The 19,948-nt window shown below is 34.4% G+C and carries 15 protein-coding genes; 11 read left to right on the forward strand and 4 right to left on the reverse strand.

Going from position 1 to position 19,948, the window contains the following annotated elements:
* Nucleotides 1-42: 42 nt before the first annotated feature.
* The 4 genes from F0460_RS07555 to F0460_RS07570 all read left to right on the forward strand — a co-directional run bounded on the left by F0460_RS07555 (nucleotide 43) and on the right by F0460_RS07570 (nucleotide 2,186).
* Nucleotides 43-435 carry a hypothetical protein gene (locus F0460_RS07555; protein WP_150011842.1) on the forward strand — a complete coding sequence of 131 codons (393 nt, stop codon included), beginning with the start codon at nucleotides 43-45 and terminating at the stop codon, nucleotides 433-435.
* A gap of 540 nt (nucleotides 436-975) precedes the next feature.
* Entirely contained in the window at nucleotides 976-1,254 is a 279-nt protein-coding gene (locus tag F0460_RS07560) for a hypothetical protein (protein WP_150011844.1), read from the forward strand.
* 45 nt (nucleotides 1,255-1,299) lie between these two features.
* Nucleotides 1,300-1,557 (forward strand): hypothetical protein, encoded by a 258-nt coding sequence (locus F0460_RS07565; protein ID WP_150011846.1) that lies wholly within the window; start codon nucleotides 1,300-1,302, stop codon nucleotides 1,555-1,557.
* Nucleotides 1,558-1,586: 29 nt separating this feature from the next.
* Nucleotides 1,587-2,186 carry a PsbP-related protein gene (locus F0460_RS07570; RefSeq protein ID WP_150011848.1) on the forward strand — a complete coding sequence of 200 codons (600 nt, stop codon included), beginning with the start codon at nucleotides 1,587-1,589 and terminating at the stop codon, nucleotides 2,184-2,186.
* Between the two features lie 357 nt (nucleotides 2,187-2,543).
* Here F0460_RS07570 and F0460_RS07575 read toward each other — a convergent pair whose 3' ends face one another.
* Nucleotides 2,544-3,239 carry a hypothetical protein gene (locus F0460_RS07575; protein ID WP_150011850.1) on the reverse strand — a complete coding sequence of 232 codons (696 nt, stop codon included), beginning with the start codon at nucleotides 3,237-3,239 and terminating at the stop codon, nucleotides 2,544-2,546.
* Between the two features lie 891 nt (nucleotides 3,240-4,130).
* On the opposite strand from F0460_RS07575, the gene F0460_RS07580 reads away from it, so the two are divergent.
* Together F0460_RS07580 and F0460_RS07585 are read left to right on the forward strand one after the other, a co-directional pair.
* Nucleotides 4,131-5,036 carry a hypothetical protein gene (locus F0460_RS07580; RefSeq protein ID WP_150011852.1) on the forward strand — a complete coding sequence of 302 codons (906 nt, stop codon included), beginning with the start codon at nucleotides 4,131-4,133 and terminating at the stop codon, nucleotides 5,034-5,036.
* Nucleotides 5,037-5,041: 5 nt separating this feature from the next.
* Complete coding sequence (locus tag F0460_RS07585; protein ID WP_150011854.1) at nucleotides 5,042-9,154, forward strand: caspase family protein; 4,113 nt, start codon at nucleotides 5,042-5,044, stop codon at nucleotides 9,152-9,154.
* A gap of 54 nt (nucleotides 9,155-9,208) precedes the next feature.
* On the opposite strand, the gene F0460_RS07590 is transcribed toward F0460_RS07585, so the two are convergent.
* The 3 genes from F0460_RS07590 to F0460_RS07600 all read right to left on the reverse strand — a co-directional run bounded on the left by F0460_RS07590 (nucleotide 9,209) and on the right by F0460_RS07600 (nucleotide 15,491).
* On the reverse strand, nucleotides 9,209-12,067 hold the full coding sequence (locus tag F0460_RS07590; RefSeq protein ID WP_190304120.1) for a CHAT domain-containing protein: 2,859 nt from the start codon (nucleotides 12,065-12,067) through the stop codon (nucleotides 9,209-9,211).
* A 71-nt stretch (nucleotides 12,068-12,138) separates the two neighbouring features.
* On the reverse strand, nucleotides 12,139-14,106 hold the full coding sequence (locus F0460_RS07595) for a caspase family protein (protein ID WP_150011858.1): 1,968 nt from the start codon (nucleotides 14,104-14,106) through the stop codon (nucleotides 12,139-12,141).
* A gap of 2 nt (nucleotides 14,107-14,108) precedes the next feature.
* On the reverse strand, nucleotides 14,109-15,491 hold the full coding sequence (locus F0460_RS07600) for a hypothetical protein (protein WP_150011860.1): 1,383 nt from the start codon (nucleotides 15,489-15,491) through the stop codon (nucleotides 14,109-14,111).
* A gap of 621 nt (nucleotides 15,492-16,112) precedes the next feature.
* Here F0460_RS07600 and F0460_RS07605 point away from each other — a divergent pair.
* The 5 genes from F0460_RS07605 (at nucleotide 16,113) to F0460_RS07625 (ending at nucleotide 19,859) form a co-directional block, all read left to right on the forward strand.
* The gene (locus F0460_RS07605; RefSeq protein WP_150011862.1) at nucleotides 16,113-16,823 is read left to right on the forward strand and encodes a hypothetical protein; all 711 of its coding nucleotides are present in this window, start codon (nucleotides 16,113-16,115) and stop codon (nucleotides 16,821-16,823) included.
* The gene (locus tag F0460_RS07610; RefSeq protein WP_150011864.1) at nucleotides 16,813-17,898 is read left to right on the forward strand and encodes a hypothetical protein; all 1,086 of its coding nucleotides are present in this window, start codon (nucleotides 16,813-16,815) and stop codon (nucleotides 17,896-17,898) included. The genes F0460_RS07605 and F0460_RS07610 overlap by 11 nt, the downstream gene beginning before the upstream one ends.
* Before the next feature lie 35 nt (nucleotides 17,899-17,933).
* Nucleotides 17,934-18,854: a tetratricopeptide repeat protein gene (locus tag F0460_RS07615; RefSeq protein ID WP_150011866.1), complete on the forward strand. Its 921-nt coding sequence runs from the start codon at nucleotides 17,934-17,936 to the stop codon at nucleotides 18,852-18,854.
* A 109-nt stretch (nucleotides 18,855-18,963) separates the two neighbouring features.
* Nucleotides 18,964-19,278: a hypothetical protein gene (locus F0460_RS07620; RefSeq protein ID WP_150011868.1), complete on the forward strand. Its 315-nt coding sequence runs from the start codon at nucleotides 18,964-18,966 to the stop codon at nucleotides 19,276-19,278.
* 104 nt (nucleotides 19,279-19,382) lie between these two features.
* The gene (locus F0460_RS07625; RefSeq protein ID WP_150011870.1) at nucleotides 19,383-19,859 is read left to right on the forward strand and encodes a macro domain-containing protein; all 477 of its coding nucleotides are present in this window, start codon (nucleotides 19,383-19,385) and stop codon (nucleotides 19,857-19,859) included.
* Nucleotides 19,860-19,948: the final 89 nt, after the last annotated feature.

A 19,948-nucleotide genomic window follows, 5' to 3' on the forward strand; every position in this document is an offset into this window, starting at 1 on the left:
ATATAAACAATACTGTAATGAATATTTTTAAGCATAAATTAAATGAACATTCTCTATCAAAATTCCGAACTTACCCTCACCTATCAGCATGAACGTGTTTTTTTGACTGATAAATTAAACAGCGTTTTGTACGAAGAAGAGTTTTACGGAAATGCCAGCTGTGGCTTGATTGACAGTGAAAATAAGTGGGTATTAATTGGAGGTGATCATTTAACAGTTTGGACTAAAGAAAGAATTAGCATTATAAAATCAGATGAATTTCAGTGGATTCATTCGTTGCGAACCAATTCAAAAAATACGGTTGAAATTTTAACTGATCCCTGGTCTGCAAGATCTGCAATATGGCAGTTAGATACCTCCACATTAGATCTAATGAAAATCCGGGATTTTCCTGATTACAGAGATCAGCAATATACAGATATAATTGAATGGTAATAATAGAACAAGTTTGATATTTGAATTACAAACAAAATTTGGAAAAAATTAAGTTTAGTATTTAAGCGACTTAATAAAATTTATAATACTGGTTCTTATTTTTTTTAAATGACTTTACTAAATACTGTATATTGAATTGATGTATATTATAGTGGTAGAAATATTTGGCTTTGGGATCTCCGTTGTTAGTGATTGATACCTTTCGGTTTCTCTGTTCTTTTATGACTAAAAGAACCAAAAGTCTTTTCTTTTTGGTCTCGTCTCGGTCTAAAATCGGTTAAATAATGTCTTACAAGCTAACTAATCGAAACGTAGCAAAGCTAGCCCGATTAGTTTACGCTTGTTTCAACAATTTAACTGTCGATTTGATACCAATGACGCTTTGAATTCGTGTGGGTTGTATTTATTGTGTTTTTGTTAGGGAATGGGGAATTTATGAGGAGATATGAAATAACACAATATTGTTTTTAAACTCCATCAGATATACCAATCTCAATAATTTTATTTTATGCTATATTGCACCCACTAAACAGTACATTTATGAAAAACTACTTTAAGTTTATTACCGCCTTGCTACTTACTTTATTTTTAACCGGTTGCGGTGCTATGGGAACAAACACCCTTTATAGAAATGAAGCAAAAATATCTAAACCTGTGCGTATAGGTTTCAGTCAGGTAGCCAATGAAGAAATCATGGAAAAGATTGTAAAGGGAAGTACGCGTGTATACGACCTTACAACTACCGAGCTGCTGGAGAAACATAACATAGCATCGACCAAAATTTACGTTGAAGGTTTTGAAGGATTTGACACCGCATAAAGTAACAGGATTAAAGAGCTTTGCATTGAGCACAACGTTGATGGAATGTTGTTAACACAGTTGAAATTTTTGAATGTGCAGTACAGTAGTATGTTTATCCCTATTGGTGTTAGCGAGGATACGGAAGTTGAAATGCAGTACTACAATACAGATGGTACATTGCTACTGCATACAAAACACAATACACACATGGGAAATTCGTATATGACTTTTCCTGCTGCCGAACGTACGGTTAAAGACGGAACTGCAGGTGCGTTAGGAAGAATTTTGAAAGAAATGAAGGTTACTTCTGGGGCAAACTAATGTTTAATTAATAACTGAAAACACATACAATGAAAAACATCATACTTATTTCGCTTCTTTTTGTTTACAATATTTGTAATGCACAAACCACTTTTAAAAACGAACGATTAGGCTTTTCTATAAACCAACCTAACAAATGGATTGTTGCTGAGGAAGGTGAGACCGTTCAAAATCTGGAAGAACACATTAAGCTTGACAAAGCAACTTTAAAAAAGCTTATTGATACCCATAAAGGTACCTATCAGGTGGTAACCTTTTTTAAATACCCCATTAACAGCAGACATGGTGTAATACCTACCATTAAGATTGTATTGAAAAATAACGGCGCAGCGTCTTTTGAGGATTTTAAGAAAAGTATTGAAAGAAGTTTTTCGGGTATGAAGGATATTTTTCCTGACTTTAAGTTCATAGAACAACCAACCGTTAAATATATAGATGGCAAGCAGTGTGTTTTTGCCATGTGCGATTACACATTAACAGCCAACAACGGACAAGAAAAGGTTAAAATTATGGTATATGCCGTACCTGTAAATGATTCTTTTTATCAGATTACCTTTATGGATTCAGAAAAAGAAGATAACAGCAAGCTTTTTGAAAAGATTATTGAATCGATCAGGATTGAGGAATAAAATGTTGATCCCGATGGCTCGGGACAAGACCTGTTTAACTGTTTAATCGTTTATGTGACGGATGCTGGGTGTTGGGTGTGCCTTCGACACTTCGACGGGCTCAGTGACCGCAGGCTCACTGGCCGGAATGAGGGAATGGGGAATATAGGTGAAGCCGCAGTATAAATTTTTCCTAATGTCAGAAAATACTGAGAATGCTTAAAGTTATTGAAATAGCTTGAATTAATAAAGACGAACATTTGTTCGTCTTTATTAATTCAATTATATACTTTGTGATATATTATCTTTATTAACACTACTGAATATAAAATTTATACTATAGTAACATAGAGAAACACTAGCTAATAATTGTTTTGTTTAAAAATAGGTGATAATGTTTGTAAATGAACCTGTTTGTTGTTCTATGGGATAATTATCACTATTGTATTTGTAGTAATAAGCAAAGCTTTCACCGTCTGTAATAACATTGTTTTTACCCTGTTTGCTAATAACCAGATATTCTTTTGGAAACGTATAGGTTAAGAAATTCACCTTATCATCATACTTATAAGATGCGCCATATTCTGTACCATATATTGTTTTAGTATGTTCAGACTGCAAGTTACCGTTGAAGTATTCGTATTTGGTTGTAGCAACCTTTTCGCTACCAGAGAAACCTAATGACTCCTGAAGTTCTCCGACATTATTATACAAGTATTCGATTGAGGATGAACCTTCCTGCCCTTCCTCCTCATAAGTTGATCTGACAAGTGCGTCATTTTTATAAAAGTACTCCTGTGTGCTAAAAAGCAGATTATTGGTATATATCTGTATTTGAACCAGCTTGTTTTGTTCATATTTGTAAATTACCTCACTATACATATCCAGATGCTCGCTACTGAAACTCATCTTTGAGACAAATCCATTACTTCCATAAGTATATTCAGTAAGCCCATCGGCTGTTAGTACCGATTTTACTTTTAACTTTGCATTTTGCACCTGTACAATTTCATCATTATTACAGGAAATTATAGATGCCGAAAATAGTACTAAAAATAAAAGTGTTTTTTTCATTAGTTTAAAATTAGGTGTGCAAATTTACACTTTATACTGGTAATAACGTAAACTAAGACAAAAATACATGAAATAGGAAATACATGATGTTTTGTGACTAGTTGATAGAATGGCTGTGATCTGTGGTTGATTCGGTTAACTGTTGATTTGTTTATGTGACGGATGCTGGGTGTGGAGTGTTGGATGTTACCGGATGAGTTGTTGATTTGTTGAACTGTTGAATCGTTGAGGTGTCGGTGTAAACTTGATAACTTTTGTTTTGCTTGATTTTTTCCACAGATGCACAGATTATGACTTGATCAATTGATGAACCGTTGAGGTGTTGAATCGTTGAAGTGTTGACGTGTTGAAGTGTTGATTTGTCGAATCGTTGAGGTATTGAGGTGTTTATGTGACGGATGCTGGGTGTTGGGTGTGCCTTCGAGAACCTCAGGCACCGTTGGAAGGATTTTTTTCACAGATGCACAGATTATTACTTGAAGAATTTTTTGACCGTTGAGGTGTTGAATCGTTGAAGTGTTTAAGTGTTGAGGTGTTGACGTGTTGGGTGTGAGGTTTTGGAGAATTTTTACGATTATCCATTTTAAAATAATAAACAAATTTAGTTTCACTAATTCTTTCAATTAGTGTAGCAACTGTTTTGTAAATAAAACCCGCGGGATACTTAAATAAAACTACATATACCTGTTGGCTTATTATAAATTGATTTGACTTTATGTGTGAATCTTTTAAATCTAAAAACAATCTTGATTTGGTGATTTAAGGATGTGGGTGATGACAGCTTAACATTGTATCCTTTTAATCTTTTTTAGTACGCAACAAATATTACTGTACAAACACACAACAGTTCTATTTTTTATTATCTTTATTTCACAACTAAACCGTTAAGTGATGAAACAAAAACTACTTTCTATTTTAGCCTTATCATGTATTTTTATTTCGTGCTCTACGCACAAGCGTTCCCATATTAAAGCGGACGAGGAATTTGTCGTTGAACTTAAAAAACCAGCTTCCAGAGGAGGTGCTCTTGAAATTGGTCTTCAGGGCTTATTTCTGGGAGCGAAATATTTAACCGAAAAAACAACACAATCATTAACCAGTTCCTATTCGCAGTCTCTTTCTGTTAATAATTATTACAATACCGATTTAGGTAAAGTAGAGAAAACTTATAATGAAATACACATTAAGAAATTTGCAAAAAAAGTTGATGATGAAGACAAATCGAATCTAATAGTAACTATTCGAGACGAAATAACAAAGCTACCTAAAACAAGAGGAACGGATGCTGTTCTTAAAATAGAAGACGTAATCAGGGAAAAGGAAGACGACCTACTTAATTTCCATGCGGTAATAGGCATTGAAACGGATCCCGAAAACCCTGGCGTAAGTCGTTTAAGTTTTAACGATTTAAGAATTCTATTTTCCAAAACAAGAGTTTATAAAGACGAAAACCTGAATGCCGTGGTATCTGTACAAATTGAAGGACAGTGGAGAAATACAGATGGTTCACCCAACAAAAATGTACTGATTGAACAAGAATACGATTTCAAGAATCTAAAATACGGTATGGAAAACCAAATTAAAGAATCACTTAAATCGCCTTGGTATTACGATATTCCAATCACGTCGGAAATAGAAGACAACCAACAGTTCGGTGTAGTAAAGGTAAACGTACAGGTAAGGGAATATGAAGGAAGCAAAAGCAAATACATAAACAAACTTCCAGACATTTTAAGCGACAACAAAAATGCAATAATAAAGGACGGCGCTTCGACCATTGAAAAAATTATAAAATAGGATTCATGCTGACTTGTCTATGTAAAACAGCCACTGCATTATTTTTGATTATTTTTTTTAGTCAGATTTGCTGTGCCCAAACAGATAAAAGTTACGCTATAGAATTCAAAGACTATCATTCTGTAACAATAGAGGATATAAAGCTAACACATGACAAAAAGCATATTATAACAAGTGATTACGACGGAAAAGTTCTAATGTTCGATGCAAAAAATATTGATTTTGAAAGAACTTTAAAACCACCGGGCGGCATACCGATTTCGGGACTGCAACCTGTTAAAAAAGATTCACTTCTACTTATGTCCCAAAGATTTCAAGACAGTTTTAAGGCAGAATATGATTCCCTACTGCTAAAAAACCTGTATTTTGAAACCATTCCACTAACCAAACAGCAGCTTTCATTTCAAATTACAAACCTGGACGCTGATAATTATTTCGGAACCTTATATAACGATTCATCACAATACGGATTTACACTATACGACCTTGATTTAAACACTATAGCAACAGTTGCAGGATTGGGAATTATACCGCCGAAGCACATAAGCATTTCGCACAATTTAGAGAAATTATCGTACTTGCCACCACTAAAAAAAGAGATTATTACCCTTGGCTTAAAAACGAACAATGTAATAAATACAATTAGTATTCCTGAAAACAAAGAAATTATCTCGTTGTTTTTTGATAAATATTCTCATGATTTGTTTGCCATAACAACCGAAAAAGATTCAGGCAATATTGCATTGTACAACTTAAATTCCGGATCGTTTAAAGCACCTGTTTACACAGTTAAACATTTTGCCGAGACCTCTGCAAAAGTTATCTGCACATACGATAAAGATCTGCATATTATAACGATAACCGACGGATTGTACCCTATTAAACCTTTAATTATTTTGAGAGATAAAAACGGTTTTTCTCATGATATTGCAGATTTATACACAGGCGCATCCAACGCTGTTGTTAATACTGATCGCAAGGAAATAATTTTTGTAAACGGCAGTAATTTTAAAAACGTTAAAGACCTATCGGTTTATAACTATAGCACCAAAAATATTACTGGCACATTTCCCGAAACGTCAGGCAATTTTTATTCGAGTGCTTTTCTACCGGATAACAGTTGGGTTGTTTACAAACAAGGAGACAGAGACGATGTACTTTATAAATATTTTGAGACAGGAACATTCAACAACCGCTTTCATACAAATAATTTAAGAGGCGACGAATCTGGTTTAAGTTTAGGAAAACTATATAACAACAACAGCATTACTGTTTACTACGGAAAAGATAAGAACGGATCTGATAATACAGCCTATTTTTATTATGATTTAGTTAAAGACAAACATATACAGATAACTGATGCCCCACTTAATTTCAGCACTCTTCAGGACTACAATCACGAAAAAAAAACCTTACTGTTAAGCAATGATTTTTACACCAATAACGGACATACCCCAACTATTAATCTTGAGTTTGTAAAGGATGATAAAATTATTCCGATAGCAGGTAAATACAAATTCGGTAAATTTTCTAATGACGGAAATTATATACTTACAATAAACAGTGAAGATCTGATTGAAATAAAAAAAACAACCGATTTAAAAGTTATATTTTCCAGACAGCTTATCAAAGGAAGTTATAATTTGCACAGTACAGACCGTTCGTTTTTTATTGTTAGCAACAGCTATCACACTATTACGGAAAACCCATGTAATAAAGAGAGCTTATTTATAGAAGTAAAAAACGACACAGCAACTGTTACTGAAACACCGTGTGTAGTTATAAACAGTATAAGCAATATAAACAACAACTTTGCTTTTATAACAGATAATGCAGGGCTGGCTGTTAACGGAAAGGCACTTGGGTTTAACAAATCTCATTTTCCGCAAACTGTTTCGTTCAATAAAGATGCTTCTAAATTTATGGTTTCTTTCAACGACGGAAAAATTGCCATTTACAGTACAGAAACAATGAAACCATTGGGATTCATGCTGCACCCAGACAGTAAAACCCATATATTTTACGATACACAGAACAATTATTTCAGTAATACAAATGCAGACAGCTATTTAACGGTTTTTGAAAAAGGGATTAAAATACCTACAAGTAAGATTACTAAAGATTATTTTAATCCGGTAAAAATACTTGAACTGTTTGATACGCCCAATGAAAACTACCTTACGGCGCTTACAAAAGCACTACACCTAAGAAAAGACAACATAGCGCTTGATGACGTTATTGATTATAAACCCGTTGCTGCGAATACCGATTTAAACAAGATAACGGATAGCAAAAAACCGGATCTGTACCTGCTTTCTATAGGAGTTTCTGATTATCAGGACAAATCATACAATCTTACTTTTTCTGACAAAGATGCCATAGACATAGCTAAAATTTACGGAAATCTAAACGCTGAACAACTACATGCGTACAATGATAAGTTTTTCGGGGAAAAATTCAGACTTTACAATCAGGAGAACGAACTTCTGGGAACAATAAGCCATTATCAGGGCACATACAAAAGCAGCGGGCAAAAGTACCTTTTAAATACAGCAGGAACCATGTGGCTTGAAAACCTAAACGGTACCTACACCATCTGGGATTATACAACCGGTGCTGTTGATTCTGTTAACATTCCCGCTACAGAACAAACAGGCTTTACAAATGATACGAACGTGCAGATTTTTGCAAAACCAGACAATACTGGTTTTTACCTAAAAGGAAAAGAACATTTATTTGAATATTTGTTCCATTCAAAAAAATTCACCCCTGCACTGCTTGCCTTTGAGCCGAAAAAAGAAAATTTCACGGTACTAAAAAACGACAGATGGCTGTATTTTAATAACAATGAAAAAGAACTGAAAATTTCAACTGGAAATTTCAAATCGGATAAAGCCGAGCATACCTATACACTTTCATCTACCGGCTATTTTACAAAAATTAAAGACCTAAAGGCAGACGGAAGTACCGCAACTGATTCTTTATGGCTTGCTAACAAAGAATTCAAAACTGCATCAGCTGATGGAAAATACGTATTTTTCAGTACCACTGACGGACTTTTTTACTTGAATTTACAAGAAAAAGAACTAATACCTAACCGTCTGCCTATCGCAATATCAAATCAGTATAACTATGAAGTTTCGGCAGATTCTGATAACAATCAGTTTTATATATTGGAAAACATTCAAGATTCTGCTGAAAAAAAACTAACCTATTACAACTTCAGCGGCAAGATCCTAAAATCACATACATTTGCTAAAGACTACAAGGTCAGCGACGGCATAGTTAACAACGGCAAATCTTATTACTACATAAGGGAAGATGAAGGTTTGCTTTCTGAAACCGTTTTTAATGATTCTGACAAAATTCTTGAAAATGTTCTGCCACATACATTTGGTACTATTTATATGGAATACCTGACCAATGAAAAAAGTACTTATGAAAGCATTCAGCAGAAACTACAGGTATTTTTCAGCAAAGCGAGTGCTAATGATCAGGTAATGCTATTTTTAGCGGGACACGGAGTTTTAGACAGCAAGAACAACTACTATTATGCGCCATATGACATGGACTTTGAAAATGTACACAGAAATGGCGTTTCATTTGAGACCATCGTTAAAAGTCTACAGAAATCACCTTCTAAAAACAAGCTTTTACTTATGGACACCTGCCACTCTGGTAAAACGATTGATTTGGAAGAAGATACCACTAAAGCAAGTACCAATAAACCCCACAATCAGGGAGACAGGGGCTTAAAGATTGTATCAGGGTCTGCCCCAAAATACAAAGTTTCTGATGTGGTTTCAACTTTATTTGAGGATTTCTTATCAAACAGCGGCATTACGATAATCTCTGCTTCATCTGGAGGGGATCTGGCGCAGGAACATAAAGACTGGGGCAACGGTGCATTTACTGCATCGTATATAAAAATCATGAAGCATAAAATGGGCGGCAGTTTAGCTACCTTTATGCTGAATGAAGAACAAACGCGAACAGCTGTTCCTTTAAATGACAGCTTTATAAACGAACTGTATAAAGAAGTTATTGACATTACCAACGGCAAACAAGTACCCGATTTAAGAGAAATAAATAAAAATGCGAACATTCATATCTGGTAATAAAATAACAGGAACCATTTAAAACGGTTCCTGTTATTTTTTTGAATACCCGCATTACTTAATGAGTACAAAAGCTGCCCATTTGTCCGGATGTTCCGGGTAGGCAGTCTTCATGTATTTTTGGGCACTACTAAAGCTGTTTTCAATGTTTTGTAATGTAAAAAGATTCTCGTAGAATTTATCCATAAATTCTGCTGTTTCCTTATCGGGAATTTCCCACAAGCTTATTAACAGGTATTTTACGCCGGCAGATTTAAAAGCTCTCTGCAAACCAAAAACACCTTCATTTTCTGCAATGTCTCCAAGCGCTGTTTCACAAGCTGAAAGAACTACAAGTTCTGTATTAGGAAAAAACATGGAACCAACTTCATAAGCCGTTAAAATTCCTGTTCCTTTTTTAAAATTGACCTTGTTGTTATCATTTGTACCTGTAAAAGACTGCTGCCATGTAACATTTGCACCGGCGAACAACAGACCTGATCTGTTCATGGGATTACTATCCCACTTTATAACACTTGTGTTATCCAATTCGAGGTACAAATGTTCTAAATTATTTTTGTTTGTTCCTGCAAAATAAAATCCGTGAGTAGCAATATGCAAAATATCCGGAGAAAAGCTGCCGTTAAGTTTCTCGAAATGCTCTTTAGTTGCATTTTTACCCGTAAACATTTTAACTTTTGAATATTTTGCCGATCTTTCCTGAATTCTTTCAACTTCAGACAAAGTTCCCGGCAAGTAAGCCCATCTGTTTTTATCAGTTTTTGTTTCGCCACTTTCAGCATTATAATCTATACCACCAAAAAGGGCTATGCTTTCAATAGAAACATTCTCTACTTCATCTTTAATTCTTACAGTTGAAGACAACTGCCTTAACCTGTATTTATCTGAAATATTTTTATTATCGGGCTGTAAGATTGCCGCAAACGCAACCCTGTGTAACAACCCTGCCGGCGAATAACTTATCTTATGAATATTTTTGAGCTCTTTTTCCAGAGGTTTCCACAGCATATTATACAGAACTGCTGAAGTATCGGCACCTGTTTTTGCTACAATAGAGCCCCTGTATAATTGTTCTGTTGCAACCTTACTGTTGTTGTTAAATAAAGCAGCGTTTATCTGTTCTTGATTAAAAAGGCTTACAAGAACCGGAAATTCACTATTCTTACTTAGAATAAGAACCTGATACTGAACTTGGGATTCATTGTTATTTTCGTTTTCGCTGAAAGTAAAAAATTCCATTGCTACCTCATCCTCTTTCAAGCTTTCCTTAATCAACTTAGAAGATACAATTACTTCTGGTTCGTTTTTACCGCTTTGTAATTCAGCAAGAATTTTATTTTCAAGCTCTTTTATCTTTTCATGAGCAGAGTTAAGTTCTTTTTGGAGATTAAGCGGTTTTGACATTTCTACGGCTATAATTTTCTTTTCTGCCGTAAGTTGCTCATACCATTTTAACAAAGTAGCGTTACCACTACCTTTTATTTTATTTTTTATGTTTTTCTGAGAATACAATGCAGCCTCTTTAATGTTAAGCTGAATATCATAAAGATTTGCAGCTGCCTGCTTGTTCCTTGTATAATCTTCCACAAAAAAACGAATAGGATTCTGGAGTTGCAATACCAGTGAAGAAACCAAACTTTCCCTATTATCTTCTGAAAGCAGTAAACCCGTTTGTTTTATTTCTGAAATAAGGTTTTCCGTTACCTGCTGATAAGCAAGCCGTGCTTCGGGAATTTTCCCGATTTTCCAGTAAATCAGAGCAACATTTCCAAGTGCATCTGTATAAAGCCTATGTTTTCTACCTACCTTTTCCTCAATTTTTTTTATTATTTTTAATTGAAGAGGTAGCGCTTTCTCATAATCATGTATCTTTAAATAAACCGTACTCAACATATAATTTAGTTCATTGGAACTGTTTTCGTTATTTTGAATCAAGCGGGTTGCTTCATAAATATAAGGTTCAGCCATATCCAATTCGTTGTAAACCAAATGAATATTTGCCATACCCAACAAGGCTTCAATATATTTGGGATCATTTTTAGTCAGCTCCTTCTCATAGATATCCATTGCTTTAAGATACAGTTCTTTTGCATACCATCTGTTTCCGAAACCATACAAAAGCACTTCTGAAAGCTTAACAGCATTATCTGCATAAAATACGGTAGCGCCTTTATTTTGTTTTTCCAATAGTTCTTTCACCGTTGTAAGGTAATGATCTGCCTTATGGTAATTACCTATAAACGTTAAAATTACACCTATTTTATGATACGCATTCAGGTACAGTATGTCTTCTGTTTTTTTTGATTTAACCAAAAAATCAATTACCTTTTCATAAGCTGCGAAAGCTGCTTCGTATTTCTGCTGAAGATAAAAGGAGTCTGCTGTGTTTAGCATCTCTTCCACGTTTTGCGATGTATGATTCGCTTCTATATTTAGGTTATCATCTTTGATATTAGCACTGACCATTAAGTACAGTTCACTGTTTGTCATTGCTGACTGTTCCATCAGTATTTTCAAATCTTTATAGATTTGCTGATTTTCTGCAGAATATGGAAATTTTTGAAGTGCAGTGCCGATATTATAAACATTAACAAGTTCTATTGTATTTCTACTTTTAAAAAAACCGACAGCCAGTTGACAGTTCTCAACGGTTTGCGTATAACTTATATCTTCACTTTTTACAGTAGCCTGCAGAATAAGGTTGTAACAAAGCAGTAACTGATCCTCTCTAGGGTTTTCACAAAGCATTTCGCTGCGCAGTGCCTCTTTATAATACGCTAGTGCATTTAAATAGTTTTTTTTATAATATTCGCCTTCGCCCTTAAAAAAAACAGAGTCTGCTTTTTCTATGGTTTGTGCATAGGACAAAAAAACACCTAAAATGAAAAACAAAAGTGTATAATTTTTCTTCATTGCTAACATGTGCTTAATTGAAATTTACAACTTACAACCATAATATTTCTACCCGTTCAAAAAATAATGCCCTACTTTTTTACAATTTCGTACACAAATTCTGAACTATAGCCATCTAAATTTCCAGAAACTGCCGTTGCTGATCCGCCTCTGGTTTGCTGGTAGGATGCATTTAAAAAGTTTTCCAGCGGATTACTGTAGCCTTTTTTTTCACCCCGAGTGGTAACTGTTGACTGAAAGTTAAGCGGTTTATCAGACGCAAAGCCCTTTAAAAGGAGTCGTTCATAAGGCGGTGAGAAAGAATAAACGCAATCTTTAAAAATCATTGTCTGTCCCGGAGCCAGCATTCTTTCATTGTTATTAAGTTTACAGTCGTTATTTGGAAAAAACGGATTGATTTCTCCGGCTGTATTAATTTCCACAATACTTATGTACAAAGGCTTTTTACTTTTATTCGCTACTTGTAATACCACAAAATCATTTTCAGGTTTTACTTTAAATATACCTGTTTCATTTATATAGTTAGTTTCAGGCAATATATCTCCGAATGTTTCTGTTGCCTGATCAAACGCTATAGGAAGCAATTTAAATTCAAATTCATAGCTGTTGTTCTTTACACTTAAATTTTTAAGATATGTTCCCTGGGCATAATTAAAAATCTTTGTTTTAATTTCTTGCGCGGCATCACCGCGAGCAGCAGATAAACTTCCGAAGGCATCGTCTCCTTTTGTATAACTTATTCTATATGATGCATTATCAAAATCAACAATAACGTCTGAAAGGGCAATTTCGGCAGTTGTTTCACCCAGATTGTTTTTCTTTAAAAAGTCTGCAATTTCATTTTTCACGTTTACATCTGTAACCGATTTGTCAAAATATACCTTCACAGCAATATCGCTGTAAGAAGGCTGGTCTATAAAGACCCAATATTTTTTTATATTGTCATCTTTCAAAGGTTTATCCAATAACACTACAGCTTCACCAAATTTGGAAAGTGTTACCTTACCTTTTGCTAAAATTTTAGATTCCTCTATTTTTGAAGTTCCCGAAGGAAGAACGAAGATGGTTGTTTCCTTAAAAATCCTATTAACTTCGCCTGCATTAATGTTTATAATTTCGTTATTTCTAACAATCTTAGTTACTTCAAAATAAGGCTGCTGCTTTACGTAATCTCCTTTAAACAATTTGTAATCAATATCACCTTCAATCGTTGGTTTTTGTTTTGGTGCAATTGCGTTCATATTAGAGGTAATATTAGAAAAAAGCTGACGGTAGGTAAAATCAGACCCCAGTTCATTCATGGACTTTGAAAAAGCAAAACTTAAAGATCCTACTCCGTTATATTCATAATTCAATTCGTCTGCAGATGCTCCTGAAATCATAATGAAAGGTGATGCATCATCTTTACTTACTTTGGTTCTTTCTAAAAGGCCGCTTCCACTTTTCTTATCTCCAGCCGATTTTTGCCAATCTGGTGGAACCAGAGCCACCTGCCCCCCTCTTGCTTTCTGACCACGGGTTGCAGAACCCGAATGACAGCTGTCTAGTGTAATTAAAAGTTGTCCGTCTTTACCTAACTTATTTCTAAAATTGGCAATAATGTTAGCCAATTCGTCATCGCGCACGTGATTTTCGCCTTTATAATTATGGGTGTATTTAACGTAAGCATCGTACGGAACAATAGCTTCATCCAATCCGTCAACCTCATCTCCGTTATCGTCGAATACCTGTTGGCCGTGTCCCGAATAATGAACTACCAAAATATCGCCTTTTTTAATTTGTGACTGTATCGCCGTAACGGCTTCAACAATTCCTTTTTTGGTAGCTTCACTGTCTATTAATATCTTTATATTTCCTTCTTTAAACCCCTGCCCCAACAAAGCACCCTTAATTAAAGGGACATCGTTTTTAGAACTTATGGTACTCCACCCTCCTTTCGCCGGATAATCGCCTATGGCAATAATCAAAGCGTATTTTTCTGCTGCAGACAGCTGTATGCAGAAAAACATGACAAATAATAAAATTATTCTTTTCACCATTTTTAATTTAAGTCGAAAATACTAAAAGACATTCCAAAGAAGTACCCAAAATCATATACCGTTTTTTTATAGTTGTCCAAACTGCCCACATCGGTAGTTTCGCCCACTTTAAGTCCGTTAGTTATTTTAGTCACAGGACCAAAAGCAATACCGCCTGTTAAAGAAACCCTGTTAGAACTGCCCAGAAAAATTGCCGGACCAATTAAAAAGTTTATTCCTTTAATTTCATCCATGATGGGAATACCCAATCCGAAACTTCCGCCTAAATTGAAACTTTCCGTAATCATGGGGTAGAAATTAACCATAGCTCCCAGACTTGGGACAAAATAGTCGTTTTTTTCAGCCTGAATTATTCCATCTGAATCAATATAATAATCATTTGATTTGGATCCGAAATTCGTCATTACCAGTGCAACACTTGTATTGATATTGAAACCGCCAGTTGAAAACAGCTTTATATTTCGTGTTTTAATATTAGTAGACGAATCATTAACTTTCTGTGCAGAAAATTCAGAAGGTTTAAACTTCAACTGCATATCCATGTTGTCTGCCGAAAGTTGATAATCGTAAGTTACGGTAAAAGACGAAGCTTCCAAAGACTTGTAAAGACTTCCAATATCACTAATATCACCTGCAGTCTTTACAGCAGACTCTTCCAGGTTACTTTGTGCCGCCTGCAACGTTTTATAGGCAGAAGCGGTTTCGCCCCTTGACACAGAAGATCCTGTAACCGTTGCCGAATCAGCTTCTGCAAACATGGTATTGATTTCCGAATCAATCTTAAGTTTATATTCAAGAACAATCCTGTCCAGCGTTGTTAAGAACAGATAAAAGTTTTCGTTAGGGTCGCTCAACCTTGCATCGTCTATTTTCGCAGCAAGCGCTTTAAGGTTTTCCATAATTTTTTCTTTGTTCATGTTTGGATTGGACATATCTGCACGCAATGAACTTTTTATGGCATTAACACTTGTAATTATATCATTCAGTCCTTGCAAATCTGATGCTCCACGGCTTTTTCCCCTTGAAAACACCTTTTCGTCTGCAGGCAGGTTCTGCGGATTAAGCTTTAGATCGCCACCAGCCATTCCCCCAAAACCACTCAATAAGGAGCCAAAATTAAAACCGCCGCCTGTTTTATGAATTTTATTTTCTTTTACATCGGCCGTAACTTCCACTGCAAAAGGGTTTACATTTTTCAACTGAATTTCAATAAGGCTGTTCTTTTTAAATTTAGGCTTAATAATGGTATCCAGAACAGTATTATTTTTAGACAGTTTGTAATAAGATGTGATATCTGTTTCATAGTCGTACACCACCTTATACTTATTCTGTGCCAATCCGTTAAAGCCTATTATTAATATTGCGAATAGTATTTTTCTTTTCATTATCGTCTGTTTTAAAACGCAATCTAAATTATTAAAAAAATGTTAATAATTTAAGTTTTTATAATAAATTCAAATCAATTTATCGTTATGTAACAGAGGATGCAATTTGATAAAATTAATAAGTAATTTTCGATGGGATTCACGATTGATACATTTCGGTTTCTCTGTACTTTACGTCCAGGTATTATCTTACAGCTTGGAAGCCGTGAATCTGACGATTTTTAGAGATAACAAGTATCAACTACGAGCCTAGCTGAATAGATCTGTTACTGTAAAAGATTAAGGCGAAGTAATCATGATAACTAAAACAAAATAGTAACGCTTGAATAAAAATCTTTTTTTTTTGCGGTCAAACTTTAAACAGTCAAAATCTTGTTTGTTGTCTAACCCATCGCGGTTCGACAGGCTCACCGACCAGCCGATGTGTTTTAACGACAACTGCACCGTTTTGACGCTTCCCGATACTCGGGACAGGCTGCTTAAAGCTTAAATACCGCTTTTTGATTCGTGTGGATTGTATGTATTGTGTTTTTGTTAGGGAATGGGGAATTAGAGAATTGGGAAAAGTTATTATATTCGTAAATAATATAAGTTAAAGTCAATTACAACACGATAGTACCAATGATAGCAAAAGATCAAAACACAGCCTTGTTAACAGTTGGAAAAGCAGCTTTGAAAAATGCTGACTGGACAGACTATGCGAATTATTGTTTTGACAGAGAAAAAGGGTTGAGAAAGGATGCCTTTAAGCACCTTGAAAAATTCCTTAAATCTACTGAAGATTGGACATTTTATAAGAAAATTGACTTTTTGAAATTTCTATTTCCGTTTTTTGAAAATGTTCAGGATGCAGATTATGCATGTTTTCCGCAGCCATTAAGTGATAAGTTGGTAAAACCTACTTTAATAAAGTGGTGCGACAATGAAGACGCAGACAACAATCCGTTTCGTTGGTATGGGAAGTATTACCGAAGTGAAAATCATTTATTTAAAGCATTAGAAATAAACCCAACGGACGACTTAGCAAGGCAGACTCTATTGAGCTGGTGGACTTACAACATTTATTATTCAGTTCATCATTTACCAGAGGGATATATTGGAGAACCACTTGAATACATAAAACTTGGAGAAAAAATAAAAACAGAAATACAGAAATTATCTACAGCGCAACTAAGAGAATATTGGATGAACGAACTGGAAGAAGATTTAGAGCTTGTAAGAAACTATATTGACTGGAAAGCTTCCGGACATTCTGACTTTGAAAAATGGGGAATGGAAAACAAAAAACAAACAGGTTACGGACTTACACGAACTTATTATTATGAAGAATAGTAAAAGTAATGGCAGCGGTACTGCTGTTTCTACATTAATAGCTATGGATGACTTAGCAGCAGTTCTACAAAAATGCCCTACTAGCAAATTAAATCTGTGCTTGGTATATTTGATAAGGCTCCGAAGGTTTTTTAGTGGCTATTTTAGTAATAGTATGCAGAAATTATCTTTAATAATTCTATTATTTTTCTTTTCATTTAGTTCAGGTGCACAGGAAAGAGAAATTAAAAAAATTGAGCTATCTTTTAGTTGGTTTAAATCTTATGACACCAAATACGTTATTAACTACAATAAGAGTCAGTTTACAGCGGTTTGTTTTGACCGCTTTAACAAAGAATCTTTCCGAAAAAACTATAAGTTCTCAACTAAAGATTTTGAAAAATTCAAAAAGATTATAAATGAGAATATACCCGAAAAAGATGTTCAAAAATCTACCTCAGGCTTGGACGGTGGTGGTTTTAAGCTTACTTATTTTTTTACAGATGGTAAATCAACAAAAATAATTATTAGAAACCCATATAGGGCAGATTCAAAATATAATGCTGAATTTAAGTTTGTTGATGCCTTTTTTGACTTTGCATACTCTGTGATTAAAGATAATGAAGGAATTATTACTCTTGACAACAGTTTTGAGCCATACTTTGATGGAATACCCATTAGAAAAGTTGGCGAAAAACCAACGGAATATAAAATTTGGGGTACTATGAGTGGTAATGAATCAAACAATAAAAAATTCTTTGATTTTTTATACAACTTACCAAAAGGTGAATGTATTATTGTTGATACTAATGAGAATTTAAGTTGGGCACTAGAGAATGACATTTTAGTTAGATTTATTATTCAAAATTCGAATATTAAATTTGCAAACACATCTCGCTTAAAATATACAAGAGAAGATATATATAAAATAAGGTCGGAAATTAAGGCTGCCAAAAAGAATAATGAAAATATAGACCATTTCAATAAAAATTTTTCGGGCAGTATTTATTTAGCCGATACCGTACTGATGGATAAATGGCTTGACCAAGATAATTGGGATATTTCAATTGATGAACTTAGAATAAACTGCCACTAAAAGCCATTTTGGTAAATTTTATAACTGACATTAGAATGATGGAAAGACTGCTAATAATTGTATTTTCACTATTAACATTTACAACTTACGGACAGAAAAAAATGGATAATAATTATTTTACTTGGGATGACTTTGTTGACGGATTTGGTAAAGAAATGGTTGCTGCCGAAGATGTTTTTAATAATATGGTTAAGAACGGACTAAAATACAACACCATGACAAAAATGGATTTTACTTTTGTTTCAGACAAAAAAGAAAATCTAATAAACTTGGGTGAATTTCTTAAAACTCACTATCCTTACTCCGTTCAAGAGATACAAAGATCTGACGAACTTTGGGAAATAAATGGAGAAACGAATGAGTTTCCGATGACAGCAGACAATTTACTATACTGGGCGTTAGATATGTATAAGCGTGGTTATGAATTTGACGCTACATTTGATGCTTATGGCGGAATTGCTGATGCTAAAAATGCAAAATTTCCAATATTAGACGCTGCAAAAGCGGACGTTTATTTTGACAAAGGTTTAGAATGCTATAGCAAAGGAGATCTAAGCGGATCGATATTTAACTGGACGTTGGCAATAGAAATTGATTCGAAAGATCCAAATTATTACTACTCAAGAGCAATTGTTAAAAACAAGCTCTACACATGGAAATCTGCGCTGAAAGACTATGACAAGGCAATTGAAATTGCACCCCAATTTATTAGTGCTTTAATAAACCGTGGCGGACTTAAAGATGAAAATGAAGATTATAAAGGTGCAATAGCTGACTATGAAACTGTATTAAAGCTTGACAAATTAGAAGCGGAAGGAAAGCAGCAAGCTTATTTTAATTTAGGAAATACCTATTTTAACCTTAAAGATAAAAAAGCTGCTTGTAAAAATTGGAATAGTGCATTGGAAAACGGTGCAGAATATGCAAAAGAACGAATTAATAAACATTGTAATTAAAACCCAGCTTTAACCAAAAAATTTTCTATTAATGACAATGAAGTTTTATAACATATATCTTGATGGTAAACTAATAGGAACGACTGAACTTGATAAAGCAGATGTGCCTATGGGGGTTGTATTTGGGCTAATAAATTTTACGGACAATAATTTAGACTATAAATTCTTTAATAAATACTGCTTTGAAAACAATATAGAATTAGCATATGACTACCCAGAAGACAAATTAATAGCAACTAGAACAATTGCGGGTTTAAAAATTACAAACGAAAACGGAATTGAAGTTAAAGGATTAGGAAACCAGATTAGTGGAATGGATGGCGATGAATTTGAAGTAATTTTAGAAGGAGTACCTTATCCTTTCTTTGAAGAAGAATTTCCGCATCATGTAAAAGCATATAACGAGCAGTTCAAGGAAAGTTAATAAAATGTCTACAGATTTTTGAAATTGTATTAGCGACAGAGAACGACTTTTTAATATATCTATATTGAATAACTAAAAAACAACATATATAAACTAAGACAATAATGACAGTAATAAATTATACAACCGGAGATGCAACCGCCCCTACAACACAAGGAAATAAAATAATTGTACATATCTGCAACGATGTCGGCGGCTGGGGAAAAGGATTTGTACTGGCTATTTCTAAAAAATGGAAGCAACCGGAACAAAATTACAGAGAGTGGTACAAATCAAAAGATGGTTTTACACTTGGTGCGGTTCAATTTGTGCAGGTTGAAGGTGATGTATGGGTAGCGAATTTAATAGGACAGCATAAAATAAACAAAGACGAAAACGGCAATGCTCCCATTAGATACGATGCCGTACTAAAAGGACTTGAAAAGGTTGCTGAATTCGCCTCAGAAAAAAATGCTACCGTTCATATGCCCAGAATTGGCTGCGGACTGGCGGGCGGAACTTGGGATAGAATTGAACCTTTAATAGAAGAATCACTTACAGCAAGTACTGTAAATCGTCAGCAAAAAGTAGACATTTTATAAAAGAAACTAAAGGAGTGTTTTCATAAAAAAATGTAACTTTAATTATGGCAACACCAAAAAAGAAATCAGCAGAGAATTTTGTAAAGGAC

It is taken from the genome of Paenimyroides baculatum (genome assembly GCF_008629655.1).
In the GTDB taxonomy this organism is placed as follows: domain Bacteria; phylum Bacteroidota; class Bacteroidia; order Flavobacteriales; family Flavobacteriaceae; genus Flavobacterium; species Flavobacterium baculatum.

Excerpts from the sequence above, each read along its gene's own strand:
- F0460_RS07555 (WP_150011842.1), top strand. The coding sequence starts at position 43 with ATGAACATTCTCTATCAAAATTCCGAACTTACCCTCACCTATCAGCAT.
- F0460_RS07560 (WP_150011844.1), top strand. The coding sequence starts at position 976 with ATGAAAAACTACTTTAAGTTTATTACCGCCTTGCTACTTACTTTATTT.
- F0460_RS07565 (WP_150011846.1), top strand. The coding sequence starts at position 1,300 with ATGTTGTTAACACAGTTGAAATTTTTGAATGTGCAGTACAGTAGTATG.
- F0460_RS07570 (WP_150011848.1), top strand. The coding sequence starts at position 1,587 with ATGAAAAACATCATACTTATTTCGCTTCTTTTTGTTTACAATATTTGT.
- F0460_RS07575 (WP_150011850.1), bottom strand. The coding sequence starts at position 3,239 with ATGAAAAAAACACTTTTATTTTTAGTACTATTTTCGGCATCTATAATT.
- F0460_RS07580 (WP_150011852.1), top strand. The coding sequence starts at position 4,131 with ATGAAACAAAAACTACTTTCTATTTTAGCCTTATCATGTATTTTTATT.
- F0460_RS07585 (WP_150011854.1), top strand. The coding sequence starts at position 5,042 with ATGCTGACTTGTCTATGTAAAACAGCCACTGCATTATTTTTGATTATT.
- F0460_RS07590 (WP_190304120.1), bottom strand. The coding sequence starts at position 12,067 with ATGAAGAAAAATTATACACTTTTGTTTTTCATTTTAGGTGTTTTTTTG.
- F0460_RS07595 (WP_150011858.1), bottom strand. The coding sequence starts at position 14,106 with ATGGTGAAAAGAATAATTTTATTATTTGTCATGTTTTTCTGCATACAG.
- F0460_RS07600 (WP_150011860.1), bottom strand. The coding sequence starts at position 15,491 with ATGAAAAGAAAAATACTATTCGCAATATTAATAATAGGCTTTAACGGA.
- F0460_RS07605 (WP_150011862.1), top strand. The coding sequence starts at position 16,113 with ATGATAGCAAAAGATCAAAACACAGCCTTGTTAACAGTTGGAAAAGCA.
- F0460_RS07610 (WP_150011864.1), top strand. The coding sequence starts at position 16,813 with ATGAAGAATAGTAAAAGTAATGGCAGCGGTACTGCTGTTTCTACATTA.
- F0460_RS07615 (WP_150011866.1), top strand. The coding sequence starts at position 17,934 with ATGATGGAAAGACTGCTAATAATTGTATTTTCACTATTAACATTTACA.
- F0460_RS07620 (WP_150011868.1), top strand. The coding sequence starts at position 18,964 with ATGGGGGTTGTATTTGGGCTAATAAATTTTACGGACAATAATTTAGAC.
- F0460_RS07625 (WP_150011870.1), top strand. The coding sequence starts at position 19,383 with ATGACAGTAATAAATTATACAACCGGAGATGCAACCGCCCCTACAACA.